Genomic DNA, 16440 nt, shown 5'->3' with positions numbered 1-16440 from the left:
TGAGCCTAAAAAAATATATGAAGTTTTGAAAGAACAATAATTAAAAGCCATAAATTTCTAGATTTCTAAACGGTTAAATTTAAGGCATCCCATCATATTTAAAAATATAATGGATAATTCACATTTTCTACTTTTGTATGACAAAAAACATAACTAATTCCCCCTTAATTCAATATCAAATTTATTAATTATTCTTAGTGAGTCTAATTATAACATAATTTTATTTTAGACCAAGCATTTTTTTTCGAGTTTGGCAGTTTGATGAGATAATCATAAAAAAGCATCGGGTTTTCAGTGCTTTTTTGATTTTTTTGGCAAAAGTTAATTAGCTATTTTATTAGTAATTTATTAGATATCAAGGCAGAAATCATAATTATTTCAAATATTTGGCTCTCTAGAAACACCAGTGCGATTTTTAAATATCATTCGCTGATCTTAAATGTTAAATTCAATCTTTTTATCTTTATTTTTGTAACAACGTTACAGAACCCGCCCTTAGTCAAGATTTAATTGTTGCATTTGCTCCTGAAATTGCCTCAGGGGCAAAAAAAGATTTACGAGAGTTTCGAACGACAGCTAAAAAATTAAATTTAGCTAACACCGGCGCATTGACTCTTAAGCCAATTTCAACCACAACTGTAAATCTTAGTGTAAAGTTAAAAAATTAAATTAGTAGTAAAAATTCAGACAATTACTATTTCCATCTGCAATCTATCGAAATGATAGTTGTTGGCATACCTATTATTTGTATATCAAACTTCAGGCTCGGTTCGACCTTTGTAGATGTATTGTGAATTCTAAAGCTGAATTGCCAACCACCATCAAGATATAATTCCAAGGTATTTTTACTGTCTGGTTTATATTCTAAACTTACAATTCGTGTTGGAAGTGTTGATATTGGTAATTCAATGCTTCTTTTAAGGTTGTTTCCTTGATTGTTTAAAGTGCCTCTTAAGTTATAACTTTGAATTTGAGTTATTCGTTTGCTATCAATTCCAATAACTTTATAAAAATCAAATTCTCCAAGTAAATACTCCACCATAAGTTTTGGTATGTCTTTTCCAAACAAATGATTTTGTCTTTCCAATTCACCTTTGAAAGCATTTAACAATGGAATATATACATCATCTTCTTTATTAGGTAAATCACTCCACTTAGATCCCTTTTGTTTCTCAACATCAAGATATTCAAATATAGGCTTAATATCTTCCCAATATTGTTCGGAACAATCTACCCCATACCATTTTCTACCAAAATCTAAGTTCTTAGATAGCCTACTATGCTTAACTGCAAAATGATTATGCTTAACACTTAAGCCTATTTCCCATTCAATCCCTCGTCTGATAATCAAGATATCTCTCACATCACCCTCTTTCCCTTTATCATCTGATTGAATTTTTAGTTCAAGATCATCATCCCCATCATCTAAAATCAAAGGTTCAAGATCAAATATAGTCTTAACTCCTGCCAAGGCACTAACTTTATATATTGTTTTTTCAGAGTCAGTTAAAGTATTCCATGCTCTTTCTGCAGCAAAGTAACTACTATTTTCTTCTATCTTTGCTGGTCTTATTTTAGATATTTCTTCAAATAATGTAATCAGGTAAGCGAACTCATATGCTCTTCCTTGATTATTACTTTTATTGCTCATGATTAACCCGCAATTAATTATCTGTTCCAGTTTTTAATAGATTACTATTTACACTTGAATCATCCAAAGCAGATAGAATTGCTTTAGCCATTTCAAATGCAAGATTTACTGGCACAGCATTGCCAATCATTTTATAGGCATCATTTAAGTTCGTATAGTAAAATTTAAAATTGTCCGGAAACCCTTGAATTCTTGCACATTCTCGCACAGTTAGTCTCCTGTAAAGTGTTTCTTTTCCTGGTGCAAATATATTTTTATTTTTTTCTACTTTAGGCATTACTGGTGCCTGCGGATGTAACTGACATTGCCTTCCTGAAGCTTGAACTGTAAATGCCTGTTCACCCCACTGTCTCACTCTATTTCTACTCATAAAAATAGGTGAGTATGAACCAATGAAATACTCATGATTCAAAACTTTGCAATTATCTCCATTAGTTTTATTTCCTTCTAATGCCGGTATTGCAGAGTCTTTCAAATCGAAAATTGTATCTTTAAAAGTTAATTTAGTTTCATAGGATTTTGGCGGTTCAAATTTAACTTTCAAATCTTTCCTAAACCCTACATAAAAAACTCTTTTTCTATCTTGTGGAACACCATAGTCACTTGCATTTAACAAATGAATAAAGACATCATAACCAGCCTCTTCAAATTGAGAAACTATATTCTCAACAGCATCATTATGCCTTTTAGCCATCATTCCTTTAACATTTTCGGCAAGGAAAAATTTTGGTTGTTTATCCTTTAAAATGCGTATATATTGATAAAACAATTGCCCACGAGGATCTTCTATTCCTTTTAATGAACCAGCCTCACTCCATGATTGGCATGGCGGTCCACCTATAATACCATCACATTTAGGAAACATATCTGAAGGAATATCACAAATATCTCCTTTTATAAGTATTGTATCATGATTTTTTTCATATGTTTCCCAAATGGTTTTATCATATTCATTTGCAGCTACTACATTAAATCCAGCTTTTTCAAAGCCTAAGTCTAACCCTCCAGCTCCTGAAAACAAACTAATCAAATTCATACTATATTTCCTCCGAAGACTCATTAACACATTCTACAATTTCTGAAATATCACATTCCAATACATAAACCAGGACAAAAAAAATTAACACTAAGGTTGGTTTTTTTCCTGGTTTATTTTAGGGATTTTTTTAACTTTTTTGGCAAAGTCAAAAAAATAACTATCAAGGCAAAAACACTAAATTTTAAATCTAACACTCATGAATGCAAAATCTACTTATTAATCAAATAAAGCAAACTAAAAAAGCTAAAATTTTAGCTTAAAAAGCAAAATTATGGAATTTCTAAACTGCTTTTTTAGTTTAAAACACTGGCAAAAATCAATTTATGGATGGAATAACAAAAACCAAAAAAATACAACTGCTATTTAAACTCAATTTAAATAGAAAACTCGTTTTTATTTAAATTGAGCCTAAAAAAATATGTGAAGTTTTGAAAGAGCCATAATCAAAAGCCATAAATTTGTAGATTTCTAAACGGTCAAATTTAAAGCATTCCATCATATTTAAAAATATAATGGATAATTCGCAATATCTGATTTTTTAGCCAAAAGCATAATCAATTCCCCCTTAATTCAATACCAAAATTTATTAATTCTTCTTAGTTAGTCTAATTATAACATAAATTTTTTTTAGACCAAGCATTTTTTTTTTTTTTTTTGAAACGATTCAATTTAAGGTTTCCACCATACTTAAAAACACAGTGCAAAAATTGCCATTATCTAAGTTTATTGTGCTTAAAAACATAGTTAGCCCTCCTTAATTCAAGTCAAAAATTTATTCTTGTATTCTTAGTGTGAGTTTTATTGTAGCATAAAATTTTTTTAAACCAAGCATTTTTTTTTTTTTTTTTGCAAAGGGTTAAAAATTTAATTTGCTAGCTTTAGATTCTCTGGTTCCAATGGTTAAAATTTATTTTTTTATTCTTAGTGTTGAGTTTTATTATAACTTAATTTGTGGTAATTAAATCAAAAATCTAAAAATATTTTTAAAATTAAAAGAAAAACCCCTATTGAGACCAATAGGGGGTTTTTGTTGACTTGTTTAAAAATTAATTAGTTTTTTCTCTTATCCGGACGGTGAATGTTAAATTCTTTAAAAATGTTAGCAAAGGCATTATTAGTAAATCCACGGCCACGGGCTTTTTTAAGATCTAAAGGATCATGGACAATATTACCAAAATAACGGTCATCAACTACATATTCAGTGTCAACAATTGGTAGTCATTTTAGTTTTTTATCTTCTTGTTTGAATATTCCGACAAATCTAACATTTGTTGAGAAAAAATGATCAGGAATTACTGCTTCAAATTGAATTCAACCTTTGTCCTGATAGTGGGGATTGTTTGACCCATTAGTTAGCATATTAGCTTTGAGCATTGCAATTTGATTATTGTCGTTTTGGAAAACAAAACGTCAGTCATCACTGGCTTTTACATCTTGATAGTAGTCCTGAGTTGGAATTGGCAAAATTGTTGTCAGTGTAAAAGTACGTGTGTCGCGGTTAAATGCGGTTTTTTGCACTTTTAATGGATAGCCACCATCATGAATTTGGGTTCAACCTTGGGGTAAAAGGTTGACTTGTTCTCATGCTTTTTGATTATGTTTTGTACGAATTTCGGCAACTTCTGAATTTTGGAAATTAGGTCACCAATTTACAAAATTCGGGGCTATCATTTTACGGTTTTTCTCTAACTCATCAGGATCAACGAATAATAAATCAGTTAAATTAGCAGTTATTATATTTGATTGTTCTTGAATGACTTGTCTTGGATACCAAAGGTTAAAATAAGCACTTCCCCAATTAGCAGCATTAGCTCCAACTTTTTCTTTAATATTATCAGTGTATTTATCTTTAATGTCTTCTGGTTTTTGATCAGGATCATTAAATAAATCGGTGATAAAGTAGGTACTCTTGCCAAAAAAGTTAAAAAAGTATGGAAAACTCGGTACTTTTTTAGGGCTGCTTCGCCAACCTGGGAAACTCGGGTGAAATTTTGAAAGAACAATAATTAAAAGCCTTAAATTTATAGATTTCTAAACGGTTAAATTTAAAGCATTCCATTATATCTAAAAACATAACGGGAAATTCGCGTGATCTGGGTTTATTACGGCAAAAAACATAATTAATCCTCCTAATTCAATCTTTAAAATTTATTCTTTTATTCTTAGCGTGAGTTTTATTATAGCCTAAAATTTTTTTAAACCAAGTATTTTTTTTTTTTTTTTACAAACGGCTAAAAATTTAATTTGCAGGACTGAGATTCCTTAGCTCTATTGTTAAAATTTATTCTTGTATTCTTGGCAGGAACTTTATTATAACTTAATTTGTAGGACTTAAATCAAAAATGTAAAAATATTTTTAAAATTAAAAGAAAAACCCCTATTGAGACCAATAGGGGTTTGTTTGATTTATTTAAAATTAATTAGTTTTTTCGTTTATCGGGACGGTGAATATTAAATTCTTTAAAAATGTTAGCAAAAGCATTATTAGTAAATCCACGGCCACGAGCTTTTTTTAGATCTAAAGGATCAGAGATAATATTACCAAAATAACGGTCATCAACTACATATTCAGTGTCAACAATTGGTAGTCATTTTAGTTTTTTATCTTCTTGTTTAAATATTCCAGTAAATCTAACATTTGATGTAAAGAAATGATCAGGAATTACTGTTTCAAATTGAATTCAACCTTTGTCCTTGTAGTGGGGATTAGTTGACCCAGGTTGTAACATATTAGCTTTAAGCATTGCAATTTGATTATTGTCGTTTTGGAAAACAAAACGTCAATCATCGGTTGGCTTTACATCTTGATAGTAGTCCTGAGTTGGAATTGGTAAAATTGTTGTTAAAGTAAAAGTACGCGTATCGCGATTAAATGCGGTTTTTTGCACTTTTAATGGGTAGCCCCCATCATGAATTTGGGTTCAACCTTGGGGTAGAAGGTTAACTTGTTCTCATGCTTCTTCATTATGTTTTGTACGAATTTCGGCAACTTCTGAATTTTGGAAATTAGGTCATCAATTTACAAAATTCGGTGCTATCATTTTCCGGTTTTTCTCTAACTCATCAGGATCAACAAATAATAAATCAGTTAAATTAGCAGTTATTATATTTGATTGTTCTTGAATAACTTCTCTTGGATACCAAAGGTTAAAATAAGCACTTCCCCAATCAGCGGCATTAGCACCAACTTTTTCTTTAATATTATCAGTGTATTTATCTTTAATGTCTTCTTCTTTTTGATCAGGATCATTAAATAAATCGGTGATAAAGTCTGAAGCATTATAAAAAGTAACTTTTGTTGGTTGATTGGAAATAATATTTAAATAATCATCAGGCAAGGCAAAATTATCAGTAGAGAAAATTGACTGATTTGGGTGTTGGTTAGTTCAACCTTTACGAGTTGATTGTTCTTTTGTCTTATTAAGACGATAAGAATAAAGATCAACATCAGTTCCTGATTTAGAATATAGTTTTTGGTATAAATAACCATCAGGATCAAAAACTTTAAATGACAAACTAGTTAGACTTTGAACCTGAGGTATAGGAAACATATCAACTAGCGGGTCAAAACGCGGTTGGACTTGGAGATAGGGGATTTGTCACTTTTTATTTTCAATATCTAGGGTAAACAAACGTCAACCAGAGACAAAAGCTGACGAATCACCACTACTAGAAGTATCAAAATTTGTTGGATCATGTAATTTTTTTTTAGTTTTAGAATCAAAAACTACTTCAGAAGTACTTCATGGTGTACCAACAGTTCGCTCGACAATAAATTTTGGTTTAATAAAAGTAATTGTTGAATTTTGTTTTGCTTCTAAAGCTGGATCCTCTTGACTTTGAATGTTATGAATATTGCTTGATTCACGATCAAAATCCTCATCAGAAAGTTGTGAGGCTATTTCAATTGGCGCATTAATTAGCCTTTTAATATTTGAACTCTCTAAATCAAAACTAAGAGTGTTTCCGTTAACAAGTTGGAGATTTCCAACTTTAACTTCTGGGTTTGAATTTGTTAAAGCATTTAGTGATAATTTAATTGGTGAATGATTTTGATTTGGAATATGGGCAAGGGAAAAAATGTGAGACTTTTTAGTTGTGGCTCGATGAAATGCATTAACAACTGGGTCTATTAACTCTGAGGTTCATTTTCGGAGATTAGATTTAACTTTTTCGATCGTGTCTTTGGCTTCTGGCGGCGTTAGTTCTTGTTGTTGTTGTTGTTGTTGGCGTTCGAAGAGCGGTTTTAAAGCTTCTTCTAAAACTTCAGTTTTGGGATCCTGGATGAGGTCAGTAATATTTAATCGTGAAAGAATTTGATTAAATAAATCTGGAGTTAGATCATCAAGTCGGGGAGTAATATTAATCAAGGCCGGATGAATTGTCACCGGCACTGAAGACAACCACTGGCTTGTTGGCCGACCACTGGCATCAACCGGTATTGGGTTTTTAAATTCAAGAGTTATTGTTGTTGAATTTGCTAGTGGTTGATCAGGATTGTATTGTTTTGCCCAACTAGTATTTGAAACCTCAGGAGATTTTGCCAGTTCAGGAATATTAGTTTGTTGTTTGTGTACTATTAGTGTTAGACTGTTATCTGATTTAACTTTGGTTGTTTTATTGCCATCATTAATAGTTTTTACTAATGAAAGACTAACACTGTAGACTTGTGGTGAGATTTCTTTAACCGAATCAATTTCAAAAGTAAGATTTGGATCAAGTTGACTAAAATAAGAACTAAATTCTTGACCTAAAAGAATTTCCAATTTTTGTTTTAGTGTTTGTAAATCTTCGTCTTCATTTTGACTTGTTGAGTCTGAATTCTGACTGTTTTGGGAATCATCTTGAAATGGACTAGCAAAATAAGGACTCTCTTCGAGGCTGGCAAAGCTTGATACCTGTACTGCAACTGGTTTTAGTTTGTCTTTAAAAAATTCATCTTGATTAGGCTGAGTATTTTGAACTTCTGGACGTGGCTCAACAGGAACTTTGTCATCAATTCAACGGAATTGTGATTTTCTTGGAGGTACTACTTCTGGTTTTGGTTTTTTCTTGTCATAAATTGAATTAGCAAGAATTTGTAAATGACCAAATTTTTCAGCATCAAGAATTAATGATTGACTTGAAAGTGGAGCATCATCAATCATTTGGTTTAAATTATTTCTTTGTTTTACTTGTGCCTCAGATTGTCCTGATGTACGAATAAAAATTGTTTGCGGAGTTGATGAAATTACATCATCAACAAAATTACCAGCATTATCATCAAAGCCAACAACATATTTGATACTTAGACCAATTATGTTTGAATCTTGACTGTTAGAAGTTTGGGCATCATCTTGAATTTCAAATTTAATTGAAGGACGTGCTCCTGAGTCTTGATATTCATTTCAATTATTAGTTAAAGCTGCTTGGGTATAAAAGGCAAAAACTAAATCACTTAGGGTTGTAATTTTACTAAATTGAGTATTTTTAAAAGGAACTTGAGATGAATTACTTTCAAGAGTATTTCAAAAAGCTGGTTGTTTAGCAATTCTAACTGCTTCTTGGTAATTTTTAAGAATTTTGAATGTTAGTTTTTGACTGTTGTCTGTTGCTTTTTCTTGGCCAATAATTTTATCCCAAATTGCAAAAGGTAATTGGGCTAATTGGTTTTTATCACTATCAAGTTTATTAGTAATTTCAGTTTTTCAGTCTGGGGCTGGAGTGGTTGAAGTAGCACCTGAACTTGGTTGACCTGAAGTTGACTGAGTTTGATTAAAATCTAGACTTGTTGGTAAAAATAAAGCCATTCCTTGATTTGGGCTTGTAATATCATTAGTAAAATAACCATTAAAATCAAGAAGTTTGAGACCAAATGTTGTTGGTTTAACTGCAGAGTCCGTAGCTGAACCCCCTGGATTTGAGTCAATTTCTTGTTGGTTAACAAAAGCTTGGGTGTGTTGGTAGTTATCAAATTGAGTACGAATTTTTACTTTTGCTAAATCTGCCAGAGTTGGATTTAGCGGTAAGTCTTGGTAGCCTTCAAATTCAAGACCAATTTGGGATCCTATATCAACAAGTTTTTTGACTGCCTCTTTTGGTTCTAATGATAAAAGATGACGAAAATAAGCAAATAAAGAAGCACGATTTTTAAATGCTGAAGTTGAAACTGAATAAATATCAGCATTTTTTAATGCCTGAGCTGAGTCAATTGTTACATTTAAATTAGCAATTTCTGTCTCACTAGGAACTTGAATACTTTGGTTTGCTAAAGTTGAACCTAATTTAAAGTCAATATTATAACTATTTGTAGCACTTAAGAGTTCAATTAGTTTTTTATAGTCTTTTTGATTAATTAATTGTTGAATTTCGAATTTTGAAAGTAAATAAGACTCAGGTGCACCTTGACTGATATCATAAGGATTTTCTTTAGTTGCCCCAAGGGTTTTGCCTTCTCATTGAGACTGAATTGGCGAAGTATCAGCAAGTTGCTGAGCTTGTTGGCCGCTTTGAGCCTTTTTAAGTTCTTTGAGTTGCTGACTAAGTTCAGGATAAAGGCTAGCTAAGGCATCTTCGATATCTTGATCACGGAAATTATCAAGTTTAAAACTTACAGTTTTTTCTAAAACAGTTTTGATGTTTTGGCCTGTGTCGCCAAAAATTGAAGATTTAAGTTTAATTTTGATTGGCAGTTCAATAAATAATTTTTTTGAAACTGAGTTTTGACGAATTTTAGCATTTGAAACTAAAAAGTCATAATCAAGATGTTGGCGTAAATTATCAAAAAGTAAATCGTATTTACCAAAAGAAAATGTTAGACCGCGACTTAGGCTTGCATCAACTATATCTTTAATTGCTGCTGGCTTACTTACAAGTTCTTGAAGTTGTTTATAAAAATTAATTGCATCATAACGAAACAAAGAAAATTTACCAACTGATCCAGACTCTCTTAATGAATCGCGTTGGAACAAACTAAGTGATGAAGGAAGTAAAGGATCAGGTTCTTTTAATGGATCAGTCTGAGGCTTATCTGGATCAAGATAATAATCAGAAGCATCAAGTAAATTAACATCGAGTTGATCGCTTAGATCTTTGGTATTAGCAAATCAAGTAGACTTATCTTTGCCAATTAAGTCAATTGAAGTTAAAAATGACTCATCTTTATTTTTATAATTAGCCAGTGTTACTTTTGCTTGACTAGTAAATTCGGTTTTTAAATATAAACGAACAGAAGGAACTTCTTGGTTGAGACTTGTTGCTCACTCATTTTGGTTTTGGGGATTTTTAACAAAACTAAATACAAAAGAATCTTCTAAGTCACCTTTGGCAAAGCCAAAGCCTTGGGCTTCAAGACGAATTTTTGCCTTAATTGCCTGGATATCAAAAAATTTGCTTAAATGAGACTCAAAATCCTCAAGTGAGTCAAGTTGATTTAATGTTTTTGCAAAATCATCAGCACGAGTTAGCCCTAAAGGTCTAACTGATGTTGATGAAAAATGAGAAAGCGGACTTGGAACTAAATTAGCAAAATTTGAGTCAACAATATCACTAAATTGAGCCAAAGCTGCCTTAGGGGCATCAACTACCGAAAGGAAAATTGATTTTGTTGCAGAGCGGGCAACATTTTTGTCTTCAAGAGTTTCTTCAAGGTGAAATGAAAGGAAAAAACGTTGTTGTTCGTCTTGGGCTTCAAATTTTTCAATAACTACTTTATATTTGTTTGGAATTGCTAAAACACTACGACCATTGTTAGTTAAAAAGTTGAATTTACTTGCAAAATCGCTAAACTCAGTACTTTGAGCATTAAAAGTTTTGCCACCTAAAAGTGCTTGTTTAACAGTTTTATAATCACTTGTAAAGTGAGCCACAGTTGGCTTAAAGCTTACTGAATCAATTAGTCCAAGTTGACTAACAACACCTTGGGTAGGATTAACTCCGCGATATTTAGTTTTAGCAGCAAGGCCAGCAACAGTTCCAAAGACACTCGACATTATTACAACTGCAGCGGCACTACCAATTAATATTTTTGCCTTATTCTTTTGCATAAAACCCTCCAGGTTTTTTCCTTTTTCATTATTTTTATTATTTTGAACAAAAAGAATTATACTAAATTTAAAATTTATTTTTAGTTAATTTTAAATTTTTTTAATTATTTAAAGTTTATGATAGTTTTAAATATTGATTTTTTGTTCTTGATAATTACTCTTAGAAGACTTAGATTTAGTGTTGAATTATTTTTTATCTTTAGATCTTAAGATAATTCTAAAGTATTTTAGTTAGTTATTTTTGGCTTATGAATGTTAAATTCTTTAAAGACATTACCAAAAGCATTGTTAGTAAGACCACGGGCATTTGCATTTTTAAAGTCAAGTGTATCACTGGTAATATTTTCAAAATAACGATCATCGATAATGTATTCAGTATCAATAATTGGTAGTCATTTTAGTTTTTTATCTTCTTGTTTAAATATACCAGCAAATCTAACATTTGAAGAAAAGAAATGATCAGGAATAACTGTTTCAAATTGAAGTGCACCGTTATTTTTGTAGTCAGGATTACTTGATTTGTCAGTTACTAATGTTGCCTTAAGCATTGCAATTTGCTTATCTTCATTTTGGAAGACAAAACGCCAGTCGTCAGTATCTTTAACTACTTGTGAATAATCTTGGGTTGGAACAGGGATATTTGTTGTCAAGGTAAAAGTACGGGTCTCACGATTAAATGAAGTTTTTCTTACCCGAAGATTATATCCGCCATCTTGAATTTTAGTCCATCCAATTGGATTTTGAAGAACTTTGGATTTTGCAGTCGAATTTTCAGTTGTTTGAATAACCGCTGTTTCAGAATTACGGAAATTTGGCCATCATTGAACTAAATTTGGGGCAATCATTTTTTGGTTGTTTTCAAGTTCATCAGGATCAACAAATAATAAATCAGTTAAATTAGCAGTTATTATATTTGGTTGTTTTTCAATTATTTCTTTTGGATACCAAAGATTAAAATAAGATGTTCCTCAATCAACAGCATTTGATCCAACTTTTTCCTTAACGGCTCAAGAATATTTTTTAATGTCTTCATCTTTTGAATTAGGATCACTAAAAAGATCTCTTATAAAGTCACTTGAATTATAAAAAGTAACTTTAGTTGGTTGATTTAAAATAATATTTAAATAATTATTAGGAAGTCTTAAATTACTACGTACATTAAGACTTTGACTTGGATGAACGTTAGTTCATCCTTTTCTTTCATTAGTCTCAAGTGTTTTATTTAGACGATAAGAATACAAATCTAATTGTGATTTAGGGCTGGTTGAACTAGAATCACTAGTAGAGGTATTAACTTGTTGGGGATTTTTTGACTTTGCATACTTAGATATGAAATTACTTGGATCATATACTTGGAATGATAAAGCTTGGAGGTTGTCGGCAGGATCACCAGAAAGCAAACTAGTTAGAGGGTCATGATCATTTTTGATTGTCATGTAGACATTATTGCCAAGAGATAAGGTATCTTCAGGTTTGGTACTATTGTAGAGACGGTTAAGTTGTGTATTTCTTGATTTTATTGCATTTCTATATCAGTTGGGGTCTCTATTTAAATCTATAGATTTTGAAGTTGTTGGCTTCTTAATTGTTTGCCATGGTATTCCTACAGTTTTTTCAACTACAAACTTAGGTTTTATAAAGGCAAAGTTTGAATGTTGATTATTAGTTAGACTTAATTGATTGTAGACTTCGTCGGTGGTAAGACTAGAAGCTATTTCAATTGGAGCATTGATTAGTCTTTTTATATTAGTACTATCTAAATCAAAGCTTAAAACTTTTTCACTAACACGCCGAAGATTTTCAACTCTTACTTGAGTTGAAGTGTTAATTTGTTGATTTAGAGATAAGTATATTTTAGATTGAAACACAGATGGCGGGAGATCGGGTTCGTTAGTGGGTTTTAGTGTGTCGGTTAGGGTTTTTGCCGCATCTTCGAGACCTTTTTTCTTAGTAGTTTTGTCTGCTTGTGCTTGAACTCTATTTTTCTTGAACCCACCTGCTCATGTATCTTGGTTTGTTTTTTTTGCTAACTCTGCATTAGTACGCTCTCAGGGAATATCAAGAGCTCGTTCTACTTGAGTTAATAATACTGGGTGAATTGTCACCGGCACTGAAGATAACCACTGACTTGTTGGCCGACCACTGGCATCAACCGGTATTGGATTTTTGAACTCTAAAGTTATTGTTGTTGAATTAGCCAAGGGCTGATCAGGATTGTATTGTTTTGCCCATGAAGTATTTGAGACCTCAGGAGATTTAGCTAATTCAGGAATATTAGTTTGTTGTTTGTGTACTATTAGACTTAGACTTTTATCTGATTTAACTTTGGTTGTTTTATTTCCATCATTAATAGTTTTTACTAATGAAAGACTAACACTGTAGACTTGTGGTGAGATTTCTTTGACTGAGTCAATTTCAAAAGTAAGATTTGGATCAAGCTGACTAAAATAAGAACTAAATTCTTGGCCTAAAAGAATTTCTAGTTTTTGTTTTAGTGTTTGTAAATCTTCGTTTTGATCTTGACTTGTTGAATCAGAATTTTGATTATTTTGACTATCATCTTGGAATGGACTAGCAAAATAAGGGCTCTCTTCAAGGCTGGCGAAAGTTGAGACCTCAACAGCAACTGGTTTTAGTTTGTCTTTGAAAAATTCATCTTGATTTGGGGCGGTACTTTGAATTTCTGGACGAGGCTCAACAGGAACTTTGTCATCAATTCAACGGAATTGTGATTTTCTTGGAGGAACTACTTCTGGTGCTGGTTTTTTCTTGTCATAAATTGAATTAGCAAGAATTTGTAAATGACCAAATTTTTCAGCATCAAGAATTAATGATTGACTTGAAAGTGGAGCATCATCAATCATTTGGTTTAAATTATTTCTTTGTTTTACTTGTGCCTCAGATTGTCCTGATGTACGAACAAAAATAGTCTGGGGTGTTGATGAAATAACATCATCAACAAAATTGCCAGCATTATCGTCAAAGCCAACAACATATTTGATACTTAGACCAATTATGTTTGAATCTTGAGTGTTAGAAGTCTGGGCATCTTCTTGAATTTCAAATTTAATTGAAGGACGTGCTCCTGAGTCTTGATATTCATTTCAATTATTAGTTAAAGCAGCTTGGGTATAAAAGGCAAAAACTAAATCTTTAAGACTAGCAATTTTACTAAATTGACTATCTTTAAATGGAACTTGAGATGAATTACCATCAAGAGTATTTCAAAAAGCTGGTTGTTTAGCGATTTTAATTGCTTCTTGATAATTATTAAGAATTTTAGTTGTTAGTTTTTGACTGTTGTCTGGGGCTTTTTCTTGGCCAATAATTTTATCCCAAATTGCAAAAGGTAATTGGGCTAATTGGTCGCCAACAAGTTTATTAGTAATTTCAGTTTTTCAGTCTTGTTGAGTGGTTGAATCACCTGAACTTGGTTGGCTTGAAGTTGACTGAGTTGAACTAAAATCTAGACTTGAAGGTAAAAATAAAGCCATTCCTTGATTTGGACTTTTAATATCATTAGCAAAATAACCATTAAAATCAAGAAGCTTAAGACCAAATTTTGTTACATTAAAGTCTGTTTCTTGTTGGTTAACAAAAGCTTGGGTGTGTTGGTAGTTATCAAATTGAGTATGAATTTTTACTTTTGCTAAATCAGCCAGAGTTGGATTTAATGGTAAGTCTTGGTAGCCTTCAAATTCAAGACCAATTTGGCTACCTATATCAACAAGTTTTTTAACTGCTTCTTTAGGATCTAATGATAAAAGATGGCGAAAATAAGCAAATAAAGAAGCACGATTTTTAAATGCTGAAGTTGAAACTGAATAAATATCAGCATTTTTTAATGCCTGAGCTGAGTCAATTGTTACATTTAAATTAGCAATTTCTGTCTCACTAGGAACTTGAATACTTTGGTTTGCTAAAGTTGAACCTAATTTAAAGTCAATATTATAACTATTTGTAGCACTTAAGAGCTCAATTAGTTTTTTATAGTCTTTTTGGTTAATTAATTGTTGAATTTCGAATTTTGAAAGTAAATAAGACTCAGGTGCACCTTGACTGATATCATAAGGATTTTCTTTAGTTGCCCCAAGGGTTTTGCCTTCTCATTGAGACTGAATTGGCGAAGTATCAGCAAGTTGCTGAGCTTGTTGGCCGCTTTGAGCCTTTTTAAGTTCTTTGAGTTGCTGACTAAGTTCAGGATAAAGGCTAGCTAAGGCATCTTCGATACTTTGGTCACGGAAATTATCAAGTTTAAAACTTACAGTTTTTTCCAAAACAGTTTTAATGTCTTGGCCGCTGTCGCCAAAAATTGAAGATTTAAGTTTAATTTTAATTGGCAGTTCAATAAATAATTTTTTTGAAACTGAATTTTGACGAATTTTAGCATTTGAAACTAAAAAGTCATAATCAAGATGTTGGCGTAAATTATCAAAAAGTAAATCGTATTTACCAAATGAAAAAGTTAGACCGCGACTTAGGCTAGCATCAACTATATCTTTAATTGCTGCTGGCTTACTTACAAGTTCTTGAAGTTGTTTATAAAAATTAATTGCATCATAACGAAACAAAGAAAATTTACCAATTGATCCAGAAGACTCTCTTAATGAATCACGTTGAAAAAGACTAAGTGATGAAGGAAGTAAAGTCTCAGGTTCTTGTAGTGCATCAGTCTGAGGCTTATCTGGATCAACAAAATAATCAGAAGCATCAAGTAAATTAACATCGAGTTGATCGCTTAGATCTTTGGTATTAGCAAATCAAGTAGACTTATCTTTGCCAATTAAGTCAATTGAAGTTAAAAATGACTCGTCTTTATTTTTGTAATTAGCTAGTGTTGCTTTTGCCTGACTAGTAAATTCAGTTTTTAAATATAATCTAACAGAAGGAACTTCTTGGTTGAGACTTGTTGCTCACTCATTTGGATTTTGTGGATTTTTAACAAAACTAAATTCAAAAGGCTCTTCTAAGTCACCTTTGGCAAAACCAAAACCTTGGGACTCAAGACGAATTTTAGCTTTAATTGCCTGAATATCAAAAAATTTGCTTAAATGAGACTCAAAATCCTCAAGTGATTGAAATTCATTTAATGTTTTTGCAAAATCATCAGCACGAGTTAAGGCTAAAGGTCTAACAGAAGTAGATGAAAAATGAGAAAGCGGACTTGGGACTAAATTAGCAAAATTTGAGTCAACAATATCACTAAATTGAGCCAGAGCTGCACGCGGGGCATCAACTACCGAAAGGTAAATTGATTTTGTTGCCGAGCGGGCAACATTTTTGTCTTCAAGAGTTTCTTCCAAATGAAATGAAAGGAAAAAACGTTGTTGTTCGTCTTGGGCTTCAAATTTTTCAATAACTACTTTATATTTGTTTGGAATTGCTAAAACACTACGGCCATTATTAGTTAAAAAATTGAATTTACTTGCAAAATCGCTAAATTCACTGCTTTGGGCATTAAAAGTTTTACCGCCTAAAAGTGCTTGTTTAACAGTTTTATAATCACTTGTAAAGTGAGCAACAGTGGGCTTAAAGCTGACTGAATCAATTAGTCCAAGTTGACTAACAACACCTTGGGTAGGATTAACTCCGCGATATCTAGTTTTAGCAGCAAGGCCGGCAACAGTTCCAAAGACCGTCGACATTAGTACAATTGCAGCGGCACTACCGATCAATATTTTTGCCTTATTCTTTTGCATAAAAACCTCCGGGTTTTTTTACTATAT

The 16440-nt window shown here is 31.8% G+C and carries 5 protein-coding genes; all 5 read right to left on the bottom strand.

The genetic code is table 4. The features are described from left to right. Positions 1-694: 694 nt before the first annotated feature. Positions 695-1651, bottom strand: coding sequence for a HaeIII family restriction endonuclease (locus tag KW512_RS03150; RefSeq protein ID WP_258841350.1), 957 nt, complete (start codon positions 1649-1651; stop codon positions 695-697). Positions 1652-1664: 13 nt separating this feature from the next. Continuing rightward, on the bottom strand, positions 1665-2687 hold the full coding sequence (locus KW512_RS03145) for a DNA cytosine methyltransferase (RefSeq protein ID WP_258841349.1): 1023 nt from the start codon (positions 2685-2687) through the stop codon (positions 1665-1667). 1053 nt (positions 2688-3740) lie between these two features. Continuing rightward, positions 3741-4361 (bottom strand): hypothetical protein, encoded by a 621-nt coding sequence (locus KW512_RS03140; RefSeq protein WP_258841348.1) that lies wholly within the window; start codon positions 4359-4361, stop codon positions 3741-3743. Positions 4362-5110: 749 nt separating this feature from the next. Beyond that, entirely contained in the window at positions 5111-10714 is a 5604-nt protein-coding gene (locus KW512_RS03135) for a P97 family adhesin (RefSeq protein ID WP_258841347.1), read from the bottom strand. Positions 10715-10941: 227 nt separating this feature from the next. Next, the gene (locus KW512_RS03130) at positions 10942-16413 is read right to left on the bottom strand and encodes a P97 family adhesin (protein WP_258841346.1); all 5472 of its coding nucleotides are present in this window, start codon (positions 16411-16413) and stop codon (positions 10942-10944) included. Positions 16414-16440: the final 27 nt, after the last annotated feature.

The sequence above is a fragment of the Mesomycoplasma ovipneumoniae genome, from assembly GCF_024758565.1.
In the GTDB taxonomy this organism is placed as follows: Bacteria; Bacillota_I; Bacilli_A; order Mycoplasmatales; family Metamycoplasmataceae; genus Mesomycoplasma; species Mesomycoplasma ovipneumoniae_B.
This window is presented reverse-complemented; position numbering and strand designations above follow the sequence as displayed.